At 40.5% G+C, this 17,730-nt stretch carries 12 protein-coding genes; 10 read left to right on the forward strand and 2 right to left on the reverse strand.

Translation table 11 applies throughout. From position 1 onward, the window contains the following. Positions 1-64: 64 nt before the first annotated feature. Positions 65-4,531, reverse strand: a complete 4,467-nt coding sequence (locus tag O9316_RS04700) for a translocation/assembly module TamB domain-containing protein (protein WP_298205110.1) — start codon at positions 4,529-4,531, stop codon at positions 65-67. A gap of 169 nt (positions 4,532-4,700) precedes the next feature. Here O9316_RS04700 and tsaD point away from each other — a divergent pair, with 169 nt between their 5' ends. From tsaD to O9316_RS04730, 6 genes are read left to right on the forward strand one after another with little or no spacing between them, the layout of a single operon-like run. Next, positions 4,701-5,723 (forward strand): tRNA (adenosine(37)-N6)-threonylcarbamoyltransferase complex transferase subunit TsaD, encoded by a 1,023-nt coding sequence (gene tsaD / locus O9316_RS04705; RefSeq protein ID WP_298205111.1) that lies wholly within the window; start codon positions 4,701-4,703, stop codon positions 5,721-5,723. A 2-nt stretch (positions 5,724-5,725) separates the two neighbouring features. Beyond that, entirely contained in the window at positions 5,726-6,445 is a 720-nt protein-coding gene (locus O9316_RS04710) for a 16S rRNA (uracil(1498)-N(3))-methyltransferase (protein WP_298205112.1), read from the forward strand. After that, the gene (locus tag O9316_RS04715) at positions 6,432-7,619 is read left to right on the forward strand and encodes a thioredoxin family protein (protein ID WP_298205113.1); all 1,188 of its coding nucleotides are present in this window, start codon (positions 6,432-6,434) and stop codon (positions 7,617-7,619) included. The genes O9316_RS04710 and O9316_RS04715 overlap by 14 nt, the downstream gene beginning before the upstream one ends. Further along, positions 7,616-8,257: a DUF4159 domain-containing protein gene (locus tag O9316_RS04720; protein WP_298205114.1), complete on the forward strand. Its 642-nt coding sequence runs from the start codon at positions 7,616-7,618 to the stop codon at positions 8,255-8,257. The genes O9316_RS04715 and O9316_RS04720 overlap by 4 nt, the downstream gene beginning before the upstream one ends. A gap of 25 nt (positions 8,258-8,282) precedes the next feature. After that, a complete protein-coding gene (locus O9316_RS04725; RefSeq protein ID WP_298205115.1) occupies positions 8,283-9,374 on the forward strand; it encodes an AI-2E family transporter in 1,092 nt (363 codons plus the stop codon). A 2-nt stretch (positions 9,375-9,376) separates the two neighbouring features. Next, entirely contained in the window at positions 9,377-10,561 is a 1,185-nt protein-coding gene (locus O9316_RS04730) for a class I SAM-dependent methyltransferase (protein WP_298205116.1), read from the forward strand. Here the strand turns inward: O9316_RS04730 and O9316_RS04735 are convergent. Beyond that, positions 10,558-11,244 carry a M15 family metallopeptidase gene (locus O9316_RS04735; RefSeq protein WP_298205117.1) on the reverse strand — a complete coding sequence of 229 codons (687 nt, stop codon included), beginning with the start codon at positions 11,242-11,244 and terminating at the stop codon, positions 10,558-10,560. The two genes, O9316_RS04730 and O9316_RS04735, sit on opposite strands and share 4 nt — an antisense overlap. A 161-nt stretch (positions 11,245-11,405) precedes the next feature. On the opposite strand from O9316_RS04735, the gene O9316_RS04740 reads away from it, so the two are divergent. The 4 genes from O9316_RS04740 to O9316_RS04755 are packed head-to-tail and all read left to right on the forward strand — an operon-like array spanning position 11,406 to position 17,447. Next, positions 11,406-11,726, forward strand: coding sequence for a hypothetical protein (locus O9316_RS04740; RefSeq protein WP_298205119.1), 321 nt, complete (start codon positions 11,406-11,408; stop codon positions 11,724-11,726). 56 nt (positions 11,727-11,782) lie between these two features. After that, complete coding sequence (locus O9316_RS04745; RefSeq protein ID WP_298205120.1) at positions 11,783-12,865, forward strand: efflux RND transporter periplasmic adaptor subunit; 1,083 nt, start codon at positions 11,783-11,785, stop codon at positions 12,863-12,865. Positions 12,866-12,889: 24 nt separating this feature from the next. Then, on the forward strand, positions 12,890-16,012 hold the full coding sequence (locus tag O9316_RS04750) for an efflux RND transporter permease subunit (RefSeq protein ID WP_298205121.1): 3,123 nt from the start codon (positions 12,890-12,892) through the stop codon (positions 16,010-16,012). After that, positions 15,993-17,447, forward strand: coding sequence for a TolC family protein (locus O9316_RS04755; RefSeq protein ID WP_298205122.1), 1,455 nt, complete (start codon positions 15,993-15,995; stop codon positions 17,445-17,447). The genes O9316_RS04750 and O9316_RS04755 overlap by 20 nt, the downstream gene beginning before the upstream one ends. The last annotated feature ends 283 nt before the right edge of the window (positions 17,448-17,730 follow it).

A 17,730-nucleotide genomic window follows, 5' to 3' on the forward strand; every position in this document is an offset into this window, starting at 1 on the left:
AAACGATTTCGTTGATAAGTTTACGGTTTTTTAAATAAAAGAAAGCGAATTTATCAATGCCGCGTTAATCATCGTGAGGGACAGCCTCTTGATTGGGTTTGGGCAATTCTTGCGATTTTTCTTTTTTCTCTTTACCCGTTTCCATATCGATATAATCAGGTAAATGTCCCGAATCAGCGGGTAAATCGTGGGAAGCTGATTCGACTTGCACCGCTTTTTTACCGAAGATTTTTTTAATCAATTCATTAAACGTATCAAAGTCTACTTCATACGACACCCCTGCACCTTGCGTATACCCAACGCCTTGACCGATATAATTGATATCATTTTCACGGTTGAAGACACGTAAATTCAAGGTTCCATCTTCATTGACGCGATACTGCGCTTCAAAATTACCTACAATCGCCGTTTGCGACACTCCTCCTGTAGGTACACCGACCCGACCATTGATTGTTATTCGGTCATTAATTTGGGTTGTAATATTAGCCACCAAACGACCGTCGGTTGGCGTTAAAGCGGTTCGATCGGCTTGACTATACGTTACATCGAGAATAAATTTCCCTTCTTTATCATTGAATAAATCGCCAAACAAGGCCCCCGCCTTTTCATAAAAACTGTTGGTAATTTGGGATTGACTTAAACCCTCGGGACTCAAAAATCCTCCCGTCGATAAAAGATAGAGCGCTTGCGTTTGACGTGTATCGCGGTCACTGAGTTTGGTTTCGATTTCGGAGCGCATTACCGAACTCACATTGGGAAAATTGATGGCAAAATCGGGTTCGGGAGCCAAAACCGTTCCTTTTAAAGAAATAACCACATCCACGGGAATCTTGCGATTGAACGAAGCATTTTCCACCAAAACAGCGGGATTGGCGGTAATGTTTTGCGAAACCGCCTCCAGATTCAATTGCGCGCGGTACGGGTTGCCTTCCCATACAATGGAGCCAAATCGTTTTACCTTAAACTTTTTATCAATCAAACCACCGTATTTGAAATTATAGTAGCCATCCCAAACTTGAAAGTCGCCTGTCATTTCAAACTTCCCCAGCGTATTAATATTCATAAATAAAGTCCCCACTCCGGTTCCGCGCATCCCATGTTTGGACTCGCGATTCAAGATCACTTCAATATTGGCCACTGGAGTGATATTGAACTCAAAATTCATTTGCAAGCCGTTGTAATTACGAATGAACTCAGCATCTCTTGGAGTTTCGCCATTTTTCTCTTGACGCGTTAAAAAATGAATGTAATTGTTTTCCGAGACGGCATCTGCGTCATTGATAGGGATTTTTATATCGGTTCCTTTTTGTGAAGTGGCCACCACATCAATCTCTAAACCGTCGGTGGGGCCTTTAATCGTAGCTGATCCATCGATGAAAGCGGTACCAAAATAAGCGGCGTCTTCTTTATCTTGCGTATCTAAGGCTAAAATTCTATTGGAGGCAATGTTCAAATCCAATTCCCAATTTCCAAACTGTTTGTGGCGAACAAAACCTTGTAAAGTCCCTTCTGTATTGTATTTCGAATCCAAAATTCGGGTACGTTGAATGATAAAACGGTCCTGCGTTACATCGACAATCGAATTGGGTTGCATTTCGTAATCGACATTCAAATACGGAATGGTAACTCCCGCTTCATCTACAAACAAGCGTCCGTTGTAATCTACATTATTGATGTTCCCATCGATTCGCGCATTTCCTGAGACAAAACCGCGAATCTTGGTCAAAACGTCTCCGCCCAAATGATCGAGTACCCCCAAATTGAACTTCTGAAAATTTACATCCAAATCGACAAAAGTTTCACCCGCTTGGGTTCTCAAATTCCCATCAGCGGTAAACGATCGGAAAAGTTCGTTTTCAATAGTTGAATAAATATCAAAGCGACTGAAGTCTTCGTTTCCTTTAATTTGTAAATTCAAATCCCCTAACACATTTTCATTGACCAATAATTCGTCGATTTCCACTTGTGCTGTGGGTTGATACACGGCTTCTTTTTGTTTGATATTGACCGCACCATTTACCTTTCCTTCAAACACAAACTGCGGAACATCGGGCGTAATTTTGTTCAAATTAACATCGTGAAACGTGAGCTTTAAATCCTTACTTTTTTGCCCATTATTGATCGATCCACTGAGGGCCATGAATTCATTATCATGGGAAATGAGTAAATCGTCAAAGCGAAAGTTATTTAAATTTTTATCAAAAACAATGCGGTTCTTATCGTCATCGCTGCGGTTGATGTACCACAAATAGTCTTTGAACATGACTTCTGATTTTCGAAAACCAATCACGTTATTTTTTTGAGCGTCTATGGTGTGGTACAGGTTTAAGTTGTAAAAGTCGTTTCCTTTTTCACCGCCTTTAAACTCGGTTCGAAAAGCGAGGGTATCTTTGGCTGTGGTATTGATTAAAGAAAATTCACGAATTTTATAGTACTTTGTTTTTAGGGTGTCTAATTGAACATAAGTATTGTACAACGGATTTTTATTGTCGATTTCTAGTACGAAATTATCCAAATGATTGCCAAAAACATCGACTGTTTTGGAGGTCAAATCCATTTTAAAATCGTTTTCATCACTGCGAATAACCCCGGTTAAACGCGCATCCTCACTGAATGAAATTTCAGGATTAATGATTTCGATGATTTTATGAAATTCTACAAAGTCAAACTTCACATACTGCCCTTTTTTGAGTGTATTGGGACGGTAATTGGCATACAGACTTCCCAAGGAATTTTCGACCATTTTGGCGATTTGTTCGAACTCAAATTTGCCTTGAATTTTACCGTTAACTTCGTTGGGGGAATACAGGGTAACTACATGTTCGTTTTCGCTATTAAAAGAGGAATTTAACGTGAGGTAATCAAAAAAGTATTGGTCTTTTTTGTTGATGTATGAAGCGTTAGTCAATACCAAATCGCCTTTCATGGTATCAATAGAACTCCCTGTTATTTTGGTCACGATATCGCCGCGAAAAACAGCAACGTCATCCTTTGAAAAATTCAATCGCTTCAAATTGGCATAATCTACTCGGGCATGAAAATCATACACATTTTCCTTCTTACTTAAGTCTACAATTCCGTCAAAATCAAAAAATAAGTTGGGGTCGTTTACATTAATTTTCCCTTTAAAATAAGGCTTTTTGAAATTTCCGTTGGCGAGAATATTTTGGTAGGTGTAACGGTTGTACTCCATACTTTGAACCCCACCCGAAAAACGAATATCCAAATATTTTTCAACAAATCCTTTCCCATCGACGGTTACATTAAGACTTACTTTTCCTAAATCAGAACGCCCTAAGAATCGACCCAAATCAAATTGATTCATGGCCAAAACCCCCGAATAAGAAGCATTGTCGATGTGATCAATATTGGACATTGTCAAATTACTACTCAATTGTCCTAGTAAAGTCACTAAATTAAAGTCCGCCTCAATCGTTTTGGGCGTAATTTCGGCAGTTCCATCGAGTTGAAATTGCCCTAGTTTTTGAAGTGAAGAAGGTAATTTTTTTCCAAGAACATTGGGAAGTAATGCGGTGAGGTCATCATAATTGGAGGAAACTTTTTTGAATTTTCCTTTCATGTAAAAATCACCTTCGTTGCGTGTAGCAAACAAATTTCTAAAATTAACTGTACCTACAATTTCAGAATTTAAAAGATCGCGTAAAATTAATCGCCGAGCGGTAAAATTATTGAGGGTACCCTCCAATTTCCCCGAAAAATTGATGCGGTTGTTTTTTCCCATTTCGCTGTAAAAAAAGCGAATATCATTGGTTGCAATAGAGGCCAACTGGGTAGTGATGTCGAAGCGAACTTTATTGTTAAAATCGGCAAAATCTTTTCGTTCATAGCGAAGAATGATATCGCCTTTGAAATGCGACTCTGCTGTCTTTAAGTCTGTTTTTTCTAGCCGAATATTTTGCTTCGTATAGGTAAACTGGGTCTCCATTTGGGTGACCTCCAAGCCACGATGGTCCTGAAAAGCCATCCGGTCGACATGGGTATAGACATTGGGTCCTTTGATTTTAAAATCAGACAACACTGCATTTATCCTCGTAAAGTCAACGTCTTTCGGTACTTTCCGGTTGTAATCGGTCATTCGGAAGGTACTGTTTTTTAAGGTAATCGCTTCTGCGAGCATGCGAAATTTGCCCGAAGAAGGTTTTCCATCATCAAAGGCAGCCACAAAATCATCCAAATTGGTATCGCGCTTTCCTTTAGGGGTTTTGACATCCAACAAAAGTTGGTCTACTTCCATTTTTCCAAAATAGAGGTTGCCCGCCAACAAAGAGTTTACATCCGATAAGGTAGTACGAATGCGTTGGGCAAAAATCAAGGTATCTTTGGTACTGTCGCGAACAATTACCTCTTTGAGTTGTACGCCTCCAAAAACAGTTATTTCAACGCGATGTACTTGAATATTGGTGCCATAATCGCGGTTAATTTGCTCGGTAAAATATTGGGCTATACGCGTTTGTACCACAGGAAGAGAGAGCGCAATAGCTGTAAAAATAAACAAAAGAAGTAACGCCAAAAGTGTACGAAGTACAATCTTCCGAATCTTTTTTCTGCGTGTATTTGTTTTTTTCTCTTCCAAAATAAGGGTTACGAATGGTCTAAATACGAAAAAGCGTACCTTTGCAAAGGTGTAAAAATACAGGATTTACGCTGTTGAAACCAAATTTAAACAAAAATTGTGCCTGATGTCGCAAGGTCCTATTTATATTTTAGCTTTAGAGAGTTCGTGTGATGATACGGCCGCGGCGGTATTGCGCAACACCACAGTGCTTTCAAATGTCGTAGCACGTCAACAAATCCATGAAGAATATGGAGGCGTTGTGCCCGAATTAGCGTCACGTGCCCATCAACAAAACATTGTTCCTGTGGTTGATGTAGCGCTGAAAAAAGCGGGCATTTCCCGAGAGCAATTGCATGCGATCGCTTTTACCCAAGGCCCCGGATTGATGGGGTCACTTTTGGTGGGAACTTCTTTTGCCAAATCGATGGCGATGGGATTACAAATTCCATTGCTGGCGGTCAATCACATGCATGCGCATATTTTAGCCCATTTTATCACCGAGGAAGGCTACGATATCCCCGAGTTTCCCTTTTTGGCTTTAACCATATCGGGAGGACATACACAAATTGTTCAGGTGAATGATTATTTTGATTTAAAAGTGATCGGAGAAACCACCGATGACGCTGTGGGCGAAGCCTTTGATAAGTCCGCAAAAATACTCGGATTACCCTATCCTGGGGGACCTTTGATTGACCAATGGGCAAAAGAAGGCAATCCAAAACGATTTCCTTTTACGCGTCCCAAAGTAGACGGACTGAATTTTAGTTTCTCAGGGCTTAAGACCCAAATTTTGTATTTCATTCAAAAAAATACGGCAGCGAATCCTAACTTTATTGAAGAAAATAAAGCCGATATTTGTGCTTCCATTCAACACATTATTATTGCCATCCTTATGGAAAAATTGGAAATGGCCGTGACCGAAACAGGAATTTCTCGAATTGCCATTGGCGGAGGTGTTTCGGCCAACTCCGGAATTCGTAACGCTTTGGTGGAGGCCCGTGTGCAAAAAGGATGGAAAACCTTCATTCCCAAGTTTGAATACACCACCGACAACGCAGCCATGATTGGAATTGTAGGGTATTATCTTTATTTAAATCAACACTACGCATCGCGCGATGTTGTTGCCAAAGCACGCATTCCTTTTTAACCATGCAACTGTTTTATAATTCAGCACTTACCCCCGAAACAAAAAGCTTTACGTTTGATCGTGAGGAAAGTCGACATATAATTAAAGTATTACGAAAAAAAGAAGGCGATAGCATACATGTGACCAATGGTTTAGGTAATTTATTTCATACCCGCATTACCTTGGCTTCAGACCACAAATGTACGGTTGAAATTGTAGAATGTTCCTTTCAAAAAACAGCCTCCTATCGATTGCATTTGGCCGTAGCGCCCACCAAAATGAATGAACGTTACGAATGGTTTTTGGAAAAAGCAACCGAGATTGGCATCCATACCATCACCCCCATTCTTTGCGATCATTCGGAGCGAACTGTATTCAAAACCGAGCGGATGGAAAAAATCATCATTGCCGCGATGAAGCAATCCAACCAACTGTTTCTACCCCAATTACAATCCCCCGTACCTTTCGCTACGTTTACACAAGCCCCTTTTTCGGGTCAAAAATTCATAGCCCATTGCGACGAAAGCCACCGCCAGTCGTTGCAGGAGGCCCTGAAAACGCAAGAAGATGTACTGATTTTGATCGGACCCGAGGGTGATTTTTCTGTTAAAGAAATTGAAAGTGCTTGTGCAAAAGGTTTTGTTCCAATAACTTTGGGTAATACTCGACTACGAACCGAAACGGCCGCAGTTGTAGCCTGTCACAGTGTAGTGTTTAAAAATGAAGCGTATGAGAATAAATAGTTTTCTTTTTTGTTTTTTAATGAGTGCTTTGGGTTGGTCACAAGCCAACGTTATTTTTAAAGATCGTAATTATTTTGAAGCACAAAATGAAGCCCGTGAAAAAAACAAACCGCTAGTAGTAATGTTTTATGCCCATTGGTGTGAACATTGTAAAAAAATGAAAAGTTCAGTTTTGCAAGATACGGATGTGGTGCTATTTTACGCTCAAAATTACATTACCGTAGCCGTTGATGCTGAAAGTGATGCGGGAAGTGCTTTGAAGCAAAAATTTAAAAATGATTGTAAGGTTCGCTCCTATCCTACCTTTGCTTATTTTTCTCCGAAAGAAGTCTATTGGGGTGGATTTTCGGGCGAAATGAAAAAGGAAAGTTTCATCGAAGAAGGCAGCAAGTTATTGCAATCCGAAAATCAATTGCCCCAACTCAAAGCTGCATTTGAAGTCGCCGTTAGTAATCCCGAAGCCTGTTTAAAATACATCGCTTCCGTTCGTAAAGCGGGTTTTGATGCCACTTCGATTGCACAACGCTATCTCAAAACGGTTTCGAAAGAGAATTTATTTACCGAATTGAACTGGCGAATCATTGCGAATGGTATCAATACAGTTGAAGCTCCCGAATTTCAGTGGATTATTGACTATCAAAAAGAATTTGGACAAGCTGCTAGTCCACAACGGGTTGAGAAAAAAATTATTTTCACTGTTCAAGATAACCTACGAAGTGCCGCCGATGCATTGGACACCCTAAATTATCGCAAAAAAAGAGTTTTTGTCGAGAAAATTCAGTGGCGAAAAACCGATTCATTAGTATACAAATACGATACGCAATTGTATGCTAATGTGCAAGATTGGAAACGCTACCAACAAGTTACCCTGGAGAAAACAGATGCCTTTGCGGCAAAAGATGCCAACCAATTGATCGAGAATGCTTCGGTGTATTTGAATTACATCCAACAGCCCGAAGCGTTACGTAAGGCCATCACTTGGGTTGACAAAGCCATCGCACTCAGTGAAAACGCCGAAAAACACTTGGTAAAAGCCAAATTATACCTCAAACTGAAAGATAAAAATGAAGCGCTCCAAGCTGCCGAAACCGCCAAAAAATGGTCGGAACAGATGGGTTGGAGCAGTGCTGAAAGTGATACTGTAATTAAAGAAATAAAAGCCGCCAAACTATGAGACAGCTAATAATCAGTTTGTGTTTAATCGCTACATGGGGAAGTCAAGCACAAGAAATAGCCCTATTGAAATACAGCGGCGGTGGCGACTGGTATGCCAATCCTACCGCTTTACCCAATTTAATTCGGTATTGCAATAGTTCGCTGAACACCAAAATAAAAACCAAACCCGCAACGGTCGAACCCTCGAGTCCCGATTTATTTTCCTATCCTTTTGTACACATGACAGGGCACGGCAATGTGGTGTTTAGTGCCGCCGATATCGCTAACCTTCGCAATTATTTACTATCCGGGGGATTTTTACACATCGATGACAATTACGGGATGGATGAGTTTATACGGAAAGAAATTAAGCGTTTGTTTCCTGAAAAAAACTTGGTAGAACTGCCCGCCAATCACCCCATTTTTCAAGGCCCCAATGTATTTGCCTCGGGTTTGCCCAAAATTCACGAACACGACGGAAAACGTCCTCAAGCGTTTGGTATTTTTGAAAACAATCGTTTGGTGCTTTTGTATACCTTTGAATGTGACTTGGGCGACGGATGGGAAGATGCTGATGTACACAACGACCCTAAAGAAGTTCGCGAAAAAGCACTAAAAATGGGTGCGAATCTTATTCATTACGTCTTCAATAATTAACATTCACATACTAAATCGCAGTCCAATGACCTCTTCCAAAACTATCGCATTTGGTATTCTTCAGGCGCTCGCTGTCATCGTATTGGTGGGCTTGGGTTTATATTTTATGTATTGCATCCAAGCAGTGATTATTTACCTTTTGGTGTCGATTGTCATGGCGTTGATTGCTAATCCTATTGTGGAATTTTTGCGCCGAAAATTAAAGTTTGGGAACACCTTTGCGGTAGCGTTTACATTAACCTTATTTGTACTCTTACTCATGGGGTTGATCTCTTTATTTATTCCTCTCATTGTCACCCAAGGCAATAAACTCTCTTTATTGGATGCCCATGCTATCGAAATTCGTTTGATGGCGCTTTACCAACAAGCAGACACCTATCTACACCAACACAATATGGATTTGGATGGATGGATTAAACAGTCCGATATCACCTCAAAACTGAAATTTAATTCAATAACCGATTTTTTAAATGGAATCATCAACACCGTAAGTAGTCTCAGTATCGGACTCGTATCGGTGTTTTTTATTACGTTTTTCTTTTTAAAAGACAAGGTGCAATTTTTGGTGGGCGCCAAGTATTTATTGCCCGAAAAACATCAAGAACCTATTTTGGAGTCGGTAGATAAAATTCGTGAACTACTTAGTCGGTACTTCATTGGACTCATCATTCAGCTGACCATTGTTTGCATTTTATATTTGATTGTACTCCTCATTTTTGATGTGGAAAATGCCTTTGTCATTGCGTTTTTGTGTGCTTTATTGAATATTATTCCGTACGTTGGCCCTATGATTGGAACCGCAATTGCGGGCCTATTGACGATGCTTTCCAACATCAATGCCGATTTTTCTTCAGTGACTTTACCGACTACCCTTTACGTTTTGATTGGATTTTCGATTGTGCAAATGATTGACAACAACATTACCTCACCAATTATTTTTTCAAAAAGCGTAAAATCACATCCGTTAGAAATTTTCTTGGTGGTTTTAATTGCGGGTATTTTATTCGGAATCATGGGAATGATTATTGCAGTTCCTACGTTTACCATTATAAAAGTCATCGCCAAAACCTTTTTCCCTGAGGCCAATATTGTGCGTCAAATGACCAAGAACATATAACGATGATCGATCATTCGCTTTTGGAACCCGAAGTGCAAGACTTCATCAATGCCCATTTATCGACCCCTGTATCGGCATTGGCGCTGCAAAAAAATCCGTTTCCACACCTCGATTACAAACGCATTTTACAACAAATTGAATCCAAGGCCAAAGCGGCACAAAAATTACCGACTTGGTTTAATACCCCCTTATGTTTGTATCCTTCAAAAATTTCGATAGAACAAACCTCCTCCGAAATTACGGCTTCCTACAAAGCACAAACGATTCACGGCGCAAGTCTTATTGACCTAACAGGAGGTTTTGGCGTTGATGCCTACTATTTTGCACACCATTTTAAAACGGTGGTGCATTGCGAACAAGATGCCCAATTATCAGCAGTTGTAGCGCATAACTGCAGTACCATGAATGTCCGAAATATTTCTCTTTTCGCTGGCGATGGTTTCGACTTTTTACAGAAACATAATACCCGTTTTGATTGGATTTACATTGATCCATCGCGACGCCATGATGAAAAAGGAAAAGTATTTTTCTTGCGGGATTGTGCACCCAATGTTCCCGAACTCGTAGAGGAATACTTTAAATTTACCGATCAGATACTCATCAAAACAGCACCTCTTTTGGATATTTCGGCAGCACTTCAAGAACTAAAGTATGTGACAGAAGTTCAAGTGATTGCGGTACAAAATGAAGTGAAAGAATTGTTGTTTTACCTGCGAAAAAATAGTGCTGTTCCCCTTCAAATTACAGCGGTGACCTTGTTTAAATCCGATAATGCCTCTTTGTTTACCCATGAATTTGGAGTGCGTATTCCTATCGAACTTGCGGCTCCACAAACCTATTTGTATGAGCCCAATGCTGCTTTGATGAAATCGGGAGGCTATGATGTACTGGCGCATCAATTGGAACTAAAAAAACTACACATCCATACCCATTTATTTACGTCTACATCGCTTATCGACTATCCCGGACGACGGTTTCAAATCGTGCGCGTCTTTCCGTATCAAAAAACAGCAATGAAATCACTATTGGGAAAAAAAGGGCATGTGGCCACGCGGAATTTTCCTGAAAGTGTCGCTGATTTACGAAAAAAATGGAAAATTGCCGACGGAGGTACGAGTTATTGGTTTTTTGTAACCTTGGAAAAAGGAGAAAAAGTCGTACTTGAAACAGAAAAAATCAGCGATTAAGGACAATCCCACTTAAAATTTGCAATCGGATCTTTGAGGGAACCCGCCAGGTTGTAATGCCACCATTCCGACTTGAAAGCTCTAAAATTATGGCGCAACATTACTTCTTTAAGAAAAGCACGATTGGCTTTGACTTTGGCCGGTAAATTTGCATACGCATGGGCAGCCTCGGGGCCAAAATGATCAAAGGAGGTTCCCATATCCAACTCATTGCCCTCTTTATCAACCAGCGTAATATCGACCGCTCCTCCACGATTGTGAATCGAACCGCGTTTGGGGTCGGCCACATAGTCGGCATCCGGTAAAATGGCCCACATTTTTTTTTGAATATCCAAGGGACGGTAACAATCATAAATTTTAATCCGATATCCTTTTTCTAAAAACTCATGGTTGGCCTCAATTAAGTTTCGAACGGTTTTCATACGCAAATAACATTCAGAACAATCATACACTGCCGTTTTTAAAAAATTATCGGAGGAAGCATATTTCATGTCAAACACAAAAAAGCCTTCATAATTGCGTACCCTTACAAAAGCCGTATCATGAATGCCCTCGTAGATGGCTAATGATTTTGAATTCAAATAATTATTTTTCAAAAAATCACGATTGGAAAAAGCTTTATCCGTCGACGAGCATCCCATCAATAGCAAACAAAGAAATCCCAAAAAACAACTGATTTTCATAGTATTACGGTAGTAATTCATTGGCTTTATAGGCTTTTGAAAAATACAAAAAAAACCAACAGTAATTGTATTTTTCCAAATGTTAAATTAATTACAAAGTCGCAAGCTGTCCTTTTTATATCTATTAATTTTGCCTCACTTAAAACAAAGAAATGCTACCCATGCCATCGTTTCGTTCGTTTTTAATTTTCATTTTCAGTGCACTGATGACGTTGTCGGTCGGGCTAAAGCATTGTGATGAAGTTTTGGACATGAGCGTCAAAAAAGCGATTGAATCGGTGCAAGACACGGCAGAAGACAATCCAATTTCTACGTCACAACAACAAGTACGATTACAACAGCAAAAAGTCACTCATAAACAACCTTGTGCTTCTTTCCAAAAGGAACGTTTAGCACTCTTCCCTTCATCCCTTTTTGCCAAAAATACACCCTCACTGTTGCATCGAACGCAACGGTTTTTACACATTTTTCACCTTTTTTGATTCCGATTTTCGCACCCGTTTAAAACAGAAAATCAATTGTAATCAAAAAAAAACCTATGAAAAATCTCGTTTTGGGACTTGCAGCCTTAGGGTTGGTAAGTGCCTGTCAACGTTCAAATTCTGCAGAAAACAAAGAAAATAAAGCGTATCCCGTTTTGGAAGTTGTCGAAAAAGACACCTTAATTTCCAACGATTTTGTAACGGATATTCAAGCTAAAAAGAATATTGAAATTCGTTCGCGCATTTCAGGCATTCTTCATCATATTTATGTCAACGAAGGACAATATGTCAAAAAAGGACAACCTTTGTTTAAAATCAATGACGCCGAATTACGAATGGAACTTTCGAAGGCTACCGCAGGCTTACAGCAAGCGACCGCCGATGTTCGTATGGCTGAAATTGAACTCAACCAACACCAAAGTCTTTTCAATAAAGCCATCATTGCCAAGAATGAATTGGACATGATCAAAGCCAAATTGGAAGCCAAAAAAGCACAACGTTCTTTCATGGAGGCCGAACGAAATACGGTGTTGCAAAAAATTGCGTTCACCAAAATTACGGCCCCTTTTGATGGGGTGATTGATGTGATTCCTTTTAAAGAAGGAAGCTTGATTGAAAACGGCGCTTTGTTAACGACGTTTTCACAATTGGAGGAAGTATATGCCTACTTCTCCATTCCCGAAAGTCTTTATTTTCAACTCATTGCCGAAGATAAACTTGGGAAACATCAAAAAATTGAATTAGTATTACCCAACGGGGTACATTATGATTATAAGGGGACTTTAAAATCGGCCGAGAGCGAAATTGACCGAAGTACGGGTTCCATCCGTTTTAAAGCCGCCTTTCCCAATCCTGAACATTTGATAAAACATGGGACATCGGGTAAATTGGTCATTTCGGAAACACGAAAAGATGTCATTACCATTCCCAAAAAATCTACTTTTTCGATTCAGGATAAAACCTATGTTTTTGTGGTAGATTCCAACCAAAAAGTTCGCATGCGTACCATTCAGATCGGAGCCGTACTTTCCACCAATTACTTGGTGAGTCGCGGTATTGAAGAAGGCGACCGTATCATTTACGAAGGCACACAATCGCTTCGTGATGGAGATCGCATTCAAATCAGTTCCAAAATATAAGGATTCACGACAAAATCATTTTCCATGATCGAGCTATTTATACGACGCAAGGTATTATCCTTGGTCATCTCTATATTTTTTGTTTTGTTGGGTGTGATGGCTTTGTTGCAATTGCCCATTACCCAATTCCCAGACATTGTACCTCCCTCGGTAACAGTTACGGCCAAATATACGGGAGCGAATGCTGAAGTTTCGGCCAATGCAGTGGCTTTACCGCTTGAACGTGCCATCAATGGAGTTCCCGGAATGACCTACATGTCGACCGTAACATCCAATGACGGTTTAACGATGATTCAGGTGTTCTTTGAAGTAGGAACCGATCCCGATGTAGCTGCCGTAAACGTTCAAAACCGTGTAACAACTGTTTTGGATGAATTGCCGGAAGAGGTTATCCGAGCTGGAGTAACCACCGAAAAAGAAGTGAATAGTATGTTGATGTACCTCAATATTACGAGTGAGGACAAAAACATGGACGAGCAATTTATTTACAATTTTACCGATATCAACGTTTTACAAGAGTTAAAACGTATTGATGGTGTGGGACGTGCCGAAATCATGGGGCAAAAAGAATACTCCATGCGGGTATGGTTGGATCCTCAAAAATTAAATGCCTATTCAATTTCAGCACAAGAAGTCATTGCGGCTTTACGGGCACAAAATATTGCTGCAGCTCCCGGTAAAGTGGGAGAAACTTCAGGAAAAACGTCGAGTCAGTTGCAATATGTGGTTAAATACACAGGGAAATTTGCAACCCCCGAACAATATGAAGCGATTCCTTTACGCGCAGATGCTTCGGGTACCATTTTAAAGCTAAAAGACGTCGCCAAAGTTGAATTTGGAGCGATGAGTTACGGAATGGTTTCGAAAACCGATGGAAAACCGTCAGCCTCTATCATGATGAAACAACGACCCGGCTCAAATGCTTCTGAGGTTATTGAACGGGTGAAAGCCAAGATGGCCGAGTTGAAAGGCACCTCTTTTCCACCGGGCATGAATTACAATCTAGCCTACGACGTTTCTCGATTTTTGGACGCTTCAATCAGTGCCGTAATCAAAACGTTATTGGAAGCATTCCTGCTGGTAGGTATTGTTGTCTTTTTGTTTTTACAAGATTGGCGTTCCACTTTAATTCCAGTATTGGCAGTACCTGTGGCGTTAATTGGAACCTTTGCGTTCATGCAAATGCTTGGATTTTCCATTAACCTATTGACCCTATTTGCCTTGGTTTTGGCTATTGGTATTGTGGTCGACAATGCGATTGTAGTGGTAGAAGCTGTACACGTTAAAATGGAAGAAGGCTTAGCGCCCTATGAGGCAACTGTGGCGTCAATGAAAGAAATTGCCGGTGCTGTTGTGGCCATTACGTTGGTAATGTCAGCGGTTTTTATTCCCGTAGCCTTTTTGAGCGGACCCGTTGGTGTTTTTTATCGACAATTCTCGCTGACCTTGGCCATAAGTATTGTAATTTCTGGGGTCAATGCGTTGACGCTTACGCCAGCATTGTGTGCTATTTTACTAAAACCCCACCAGCATGGAACGCACAAAGGGTGGTTACAGCGCTTTTTTACAAAATTCAATACGGGTTTTGATCGTTTAACCCAACGATATACCAACTTGTTATCCCGATTTGCCACGCGAACAGCGGTTACCTTTGGTTTACTTATTGCCTTTATTGGATTGATGGTGGTGAATAGCAAATTACTTCCTACTGGCTTTATTCCTCTAGAAGACCAAGGTATGGTATATGTGAGTGTGACCACGCCACAGGGCGCTACCGTTGAACGTACAGAAAAAGTACTAACACAGATTACCCAATTGGCTAAAGAGATGGAGGGAGTAGAAAACGTGACTACTTTAGCGGGATATAGTATTGTGACTGAAATTGCAGGGGCTTCCTATGGAATGGCAATGATCAATATGAAAGATTGGTCAGAACGCGACATTTCAGCCGATGAATTGATTGCCCGTTTAACTGCCGAAACCGATAAAATTGCCGATGCGGATATTGAGGTGTTTGCTCCACCTACTGTACCGGGCTTTGGAAATGCCAGTGGATATGAATTGCGATTATTGGACAAGTCAGGACGAACCTTAACCGATACAGATAAAACTACGAAAGCGTTTATCAAGGCATTAAATGAAGCGCCCGAATTACAAAACAACTTTACTGGATTTGATGCAACCTATCCCCAGTATCTTGTCCATATGGATTACGATATGGCCACAAAAAAAGGGGTTTCGGTAGAAAACGCAATGGAAACCTTACAAACGTTGCTGGGATCATATTATGCTACCAACTTTATCCGCTTTACGCAAATGTATAAAGTAATGGTTCAAGCTGGACCCGAATTTCGGAATGCCCCAGAGAGTATTTTAAATCTTTACTTAAAAAACGATCAAGGTCAAATGGTTCCGTTTTCGACTTTTGTGCGTTTGGAACGAGTGTATGGACCTGAAATTCTCACCCGCTACAACATGTATATGTCGGCGATGATTAATGGGGAACCAGCACCTGGATTCAGTTCGGGAGATGCGATTAAAGCAGTCGAACGCGTAGCCGAAAAACAACTTCCTCGTGGATATACCATTGAATGGTCTGGGATGACGCGTGAGGAGATTTTATCTGGAAATCAAACAACAATCATCTTCTTGATTTGTTTGCTCTTTGTGTATCTTTTGTTGGCAGCGCAATACGAAAGCTTTTTACTCCCCCTACCCGTTTTATTGAGCTTGCCGACAGGAATTTTCGGATCGTATTTTGCCTTGAGTCTCGCTGGGCTCCAAAATAACATTTATGCACAAGTGGCATTGGTTATGCTGATTGGTTTGCTCGCCAAGAATGCAATTCTTATCGTTGAATTTGCCATGGCACGCAATCAAGAGGGAGAATCGATTATATCGGCTGCTATTGAAGGTTCGCGACAACGCTTACGCCCTATTCTTATGACGTCTTTTGCGTTTATCGCTGGATTAATTCCGTTATGCATCGCCTCAGGGGCAGGTGCCGTTGGAAATCAATCCATTGGTGTGGCGGCTGCGGGCGGAATGTTGTTAGGAACTGTTTTCGGGTTACTAATCATCCCTGGGCTTTATATCTTTTTTGCAACCTTAGAAAAAAAATTCAAAAATGAAACAACAACTGCGTAAGGTCCTATTTGTTTTTGTTTGCGGCTGCTTGGCTTCTTGCGCTGGTCCTAAATTAGCGCCTGCCAAAACCATTGCCCCGCTTCCTGAAGGTGAAATGGCCATCGTTCCTGATAGTGTAACGTTAAAAGAGACCCCAAAAATTTCATCGTACTTTAGTGATAAAAAGTTAGTTCAATTGTTTGAAATTGCGTTGGCCTCCAATCCTGATATTCAAATAGCAAAAGAACGTATTGCCATTGCCAATAGTTATTTGGTGCGCAGTAAGAAAGTTCGATTGCCCAATTTAGATCTCGAACTTTCTGCGAGTGGTACCCGATTTGGAGAATATACAATGGAAGGCGTAGGTAACTTTGATACAAACTTATCCTCTAACATTAGTGAACGACAAATCATCAATACCAATTTGACACCCAACTTTTTTGTGGGACTACAAAGCGCATGGGAGGCCGATATTTGGGGAAAACTAAAAAAACTTTCGGAAGCGGCCAGAAATCGGTATTTGGCCACTCGAGAGGGAGAACGATTGGTAAGAGCGACCCTTTTTACCGATATCGCCGTATTATACTTTGAATTGATTGCTTTAGACAAGAAGCTCCAGATTTATGAGGAAAACTATGCGTTACAACAAAAGGCATATGAAATCATTGCCGCGCAACGTACCGTAGGGAAAGCCACCGAATTGGCCGTTCAACAGTTTCAAGCCCAAAGTAAAAATTTAGAAACTGAAATTTCCTTGCTGAAAATTGAAGTGCTCGAAGTAGAAAATGCACTCAATGCCTTGCTAGGAAAATATACTTCTCGCATAGATCGTGGGAATACACTAATGACTACGAATAGTGGTGAAACAAAAGCAAAAGAACTTTATGTGCGCATGCTATTCAATCGACCCGATGTGCTGCAACATTATTTTGAATTACAAGCGAGTCAAGCCGATGCCAAAGCAGCTAAAGCAGCCTTTTTACCCCGATTGGTATTGGGTTCTCGTTTTGGATACAATGCTTTTTCTGCAGAAACCCTTTTTCTGCCAGGGTCATTGACCTACCAACTGTTAGGCGGTTTGTTTACCCCCTTATTAAATCGTTCGCAGTTAAAATTAGAATTTAATGTGGCTTCCAAAGAACAAGAAATTGCCTTCTGGAATTACCAAAAAAGTGTACTCCAAGCCTATACGGAGTTGCAAACATTATTGGGTAAACGCGATATTTATCAAAAAACATTGACGTTAAAAGCACAAGAGGTAGGACACCTAAAACGTGCGGTTGAAGTAGCCAACGATTTGTATATCACAGGGTATGCCAATTATATGGAATTGATAAACACGCAAAAAAATAAACTAAGTGCCGATTTGGATTTATTGCATTTTGAATTGGATACGACATTAAATACGATTGTATTATTTAAAGCATTGGGAGGAAGTCTTGAGTCCTCGCAATAGATTGAATTGTTTTTTTTGGTTTTCTGTTGGAACAGGGGTATTTTTTCGAAAATGCCCTTGTTCTTTTTTTGGGAGGTAAAATTAAAATAGAACGTTTGCTGTGATGCAACTGGCTTGTGAAACGCTGTAAATTTTCTATACTGTTTACAAACAAAAAAAGCCCCAAAACAGAGGTTTTAGGGTGATCCAGTCAGCCCCGACATCATTTCGGGGGAACCTGAGACGGTATATTTTGAAACAAAAAAAGCCCCAAAACAGAGGCTTTAGGGTGATCCAGTCAGCC

Source organism: Flavobacterium sp., from assembly GCF_027533505.1.
In the GTDB taxonomy this organism is placed as follows: domain Bacteria; phylum Bacteroidota; class Bacteroidia; order Flavobacteriales; family Flavobacteriaceae; genus Flavobacterium.

Coding starts and splice junctions, on each gene's coding strand:
- O9316_RS04720 (WP_298205114.1), top strand. CDS start 7,616: ATGAGACAGCTAATAATCAGTTTGTGTTTAATCGCTACATGGGGAAGT.
- O9316_RS04715 (WP_298205113.1), top strand. CDS start 6,432: ATGAGAATAAATAGTTTTCTTTTTTGTTTTTTAATGAGTGCTTTGGGT.
- O9316_RS04745 (WP_298205120.1), top strand. CDS start 11,783: ATGAAAAATCTCGTTTTGGGACTTGCAGCCTTAGGGTTGGTAAGTGCC.
- O9316_RS04755 (WP_298205122.1), top strand. CDS start 15,993: ATGAAACAACAACTGCGTAAGGTCCTATTTGTTTTTGTTTGCGGCTGC.
- O9316_RS04725 (WP_298205115.1), top strand. CDS start 8,283: ATGACCTCTTCCAAAACTATCGCATTTGGTATTCTTCAGGCGCTCGCT.
- tsaD (WP_298205111.1), top strand. CDS start 4,701: ATGTCGCAAGGTCCTATTTATATTTTAGCTTTAGAGAGTTCGTGTGAT.
- O9316_RS04735 (WP_298205117.1), bottom strand. CDS start 11,244: ATGAAAATCAGTTGTTTTTTGGGATTTCTTTGTTTGCTATTGATGGGA.
- O9316_RS04730 (WP_298205116.1), top strand. CDS start 9,377: ATGATCGATCATTCGCTTTTGGAACCCGAAGTGCAAGACTTCATCAAT.
- O9316_RS04710 (WP_298205112.1), top strand. CDS start 5,726: ATGCAACTGTTTTATAATTCAGCACTTACCCCCGAAACAAAAAGCTTT.
- O9316_RS04750 (WP_298205121.1), top strand. CDS start 12,890: ATGATCGAGCTATTTATACGACGCAAGGTATTATCCTTGGTCATCTCT.
- O9316_RS04740 (WP_298205119.1), top strand. CDS start 11,406: ATGCCATCGTTTCGTTCGTTTTTAATTTTCATTTTCAGTGCACTGATG.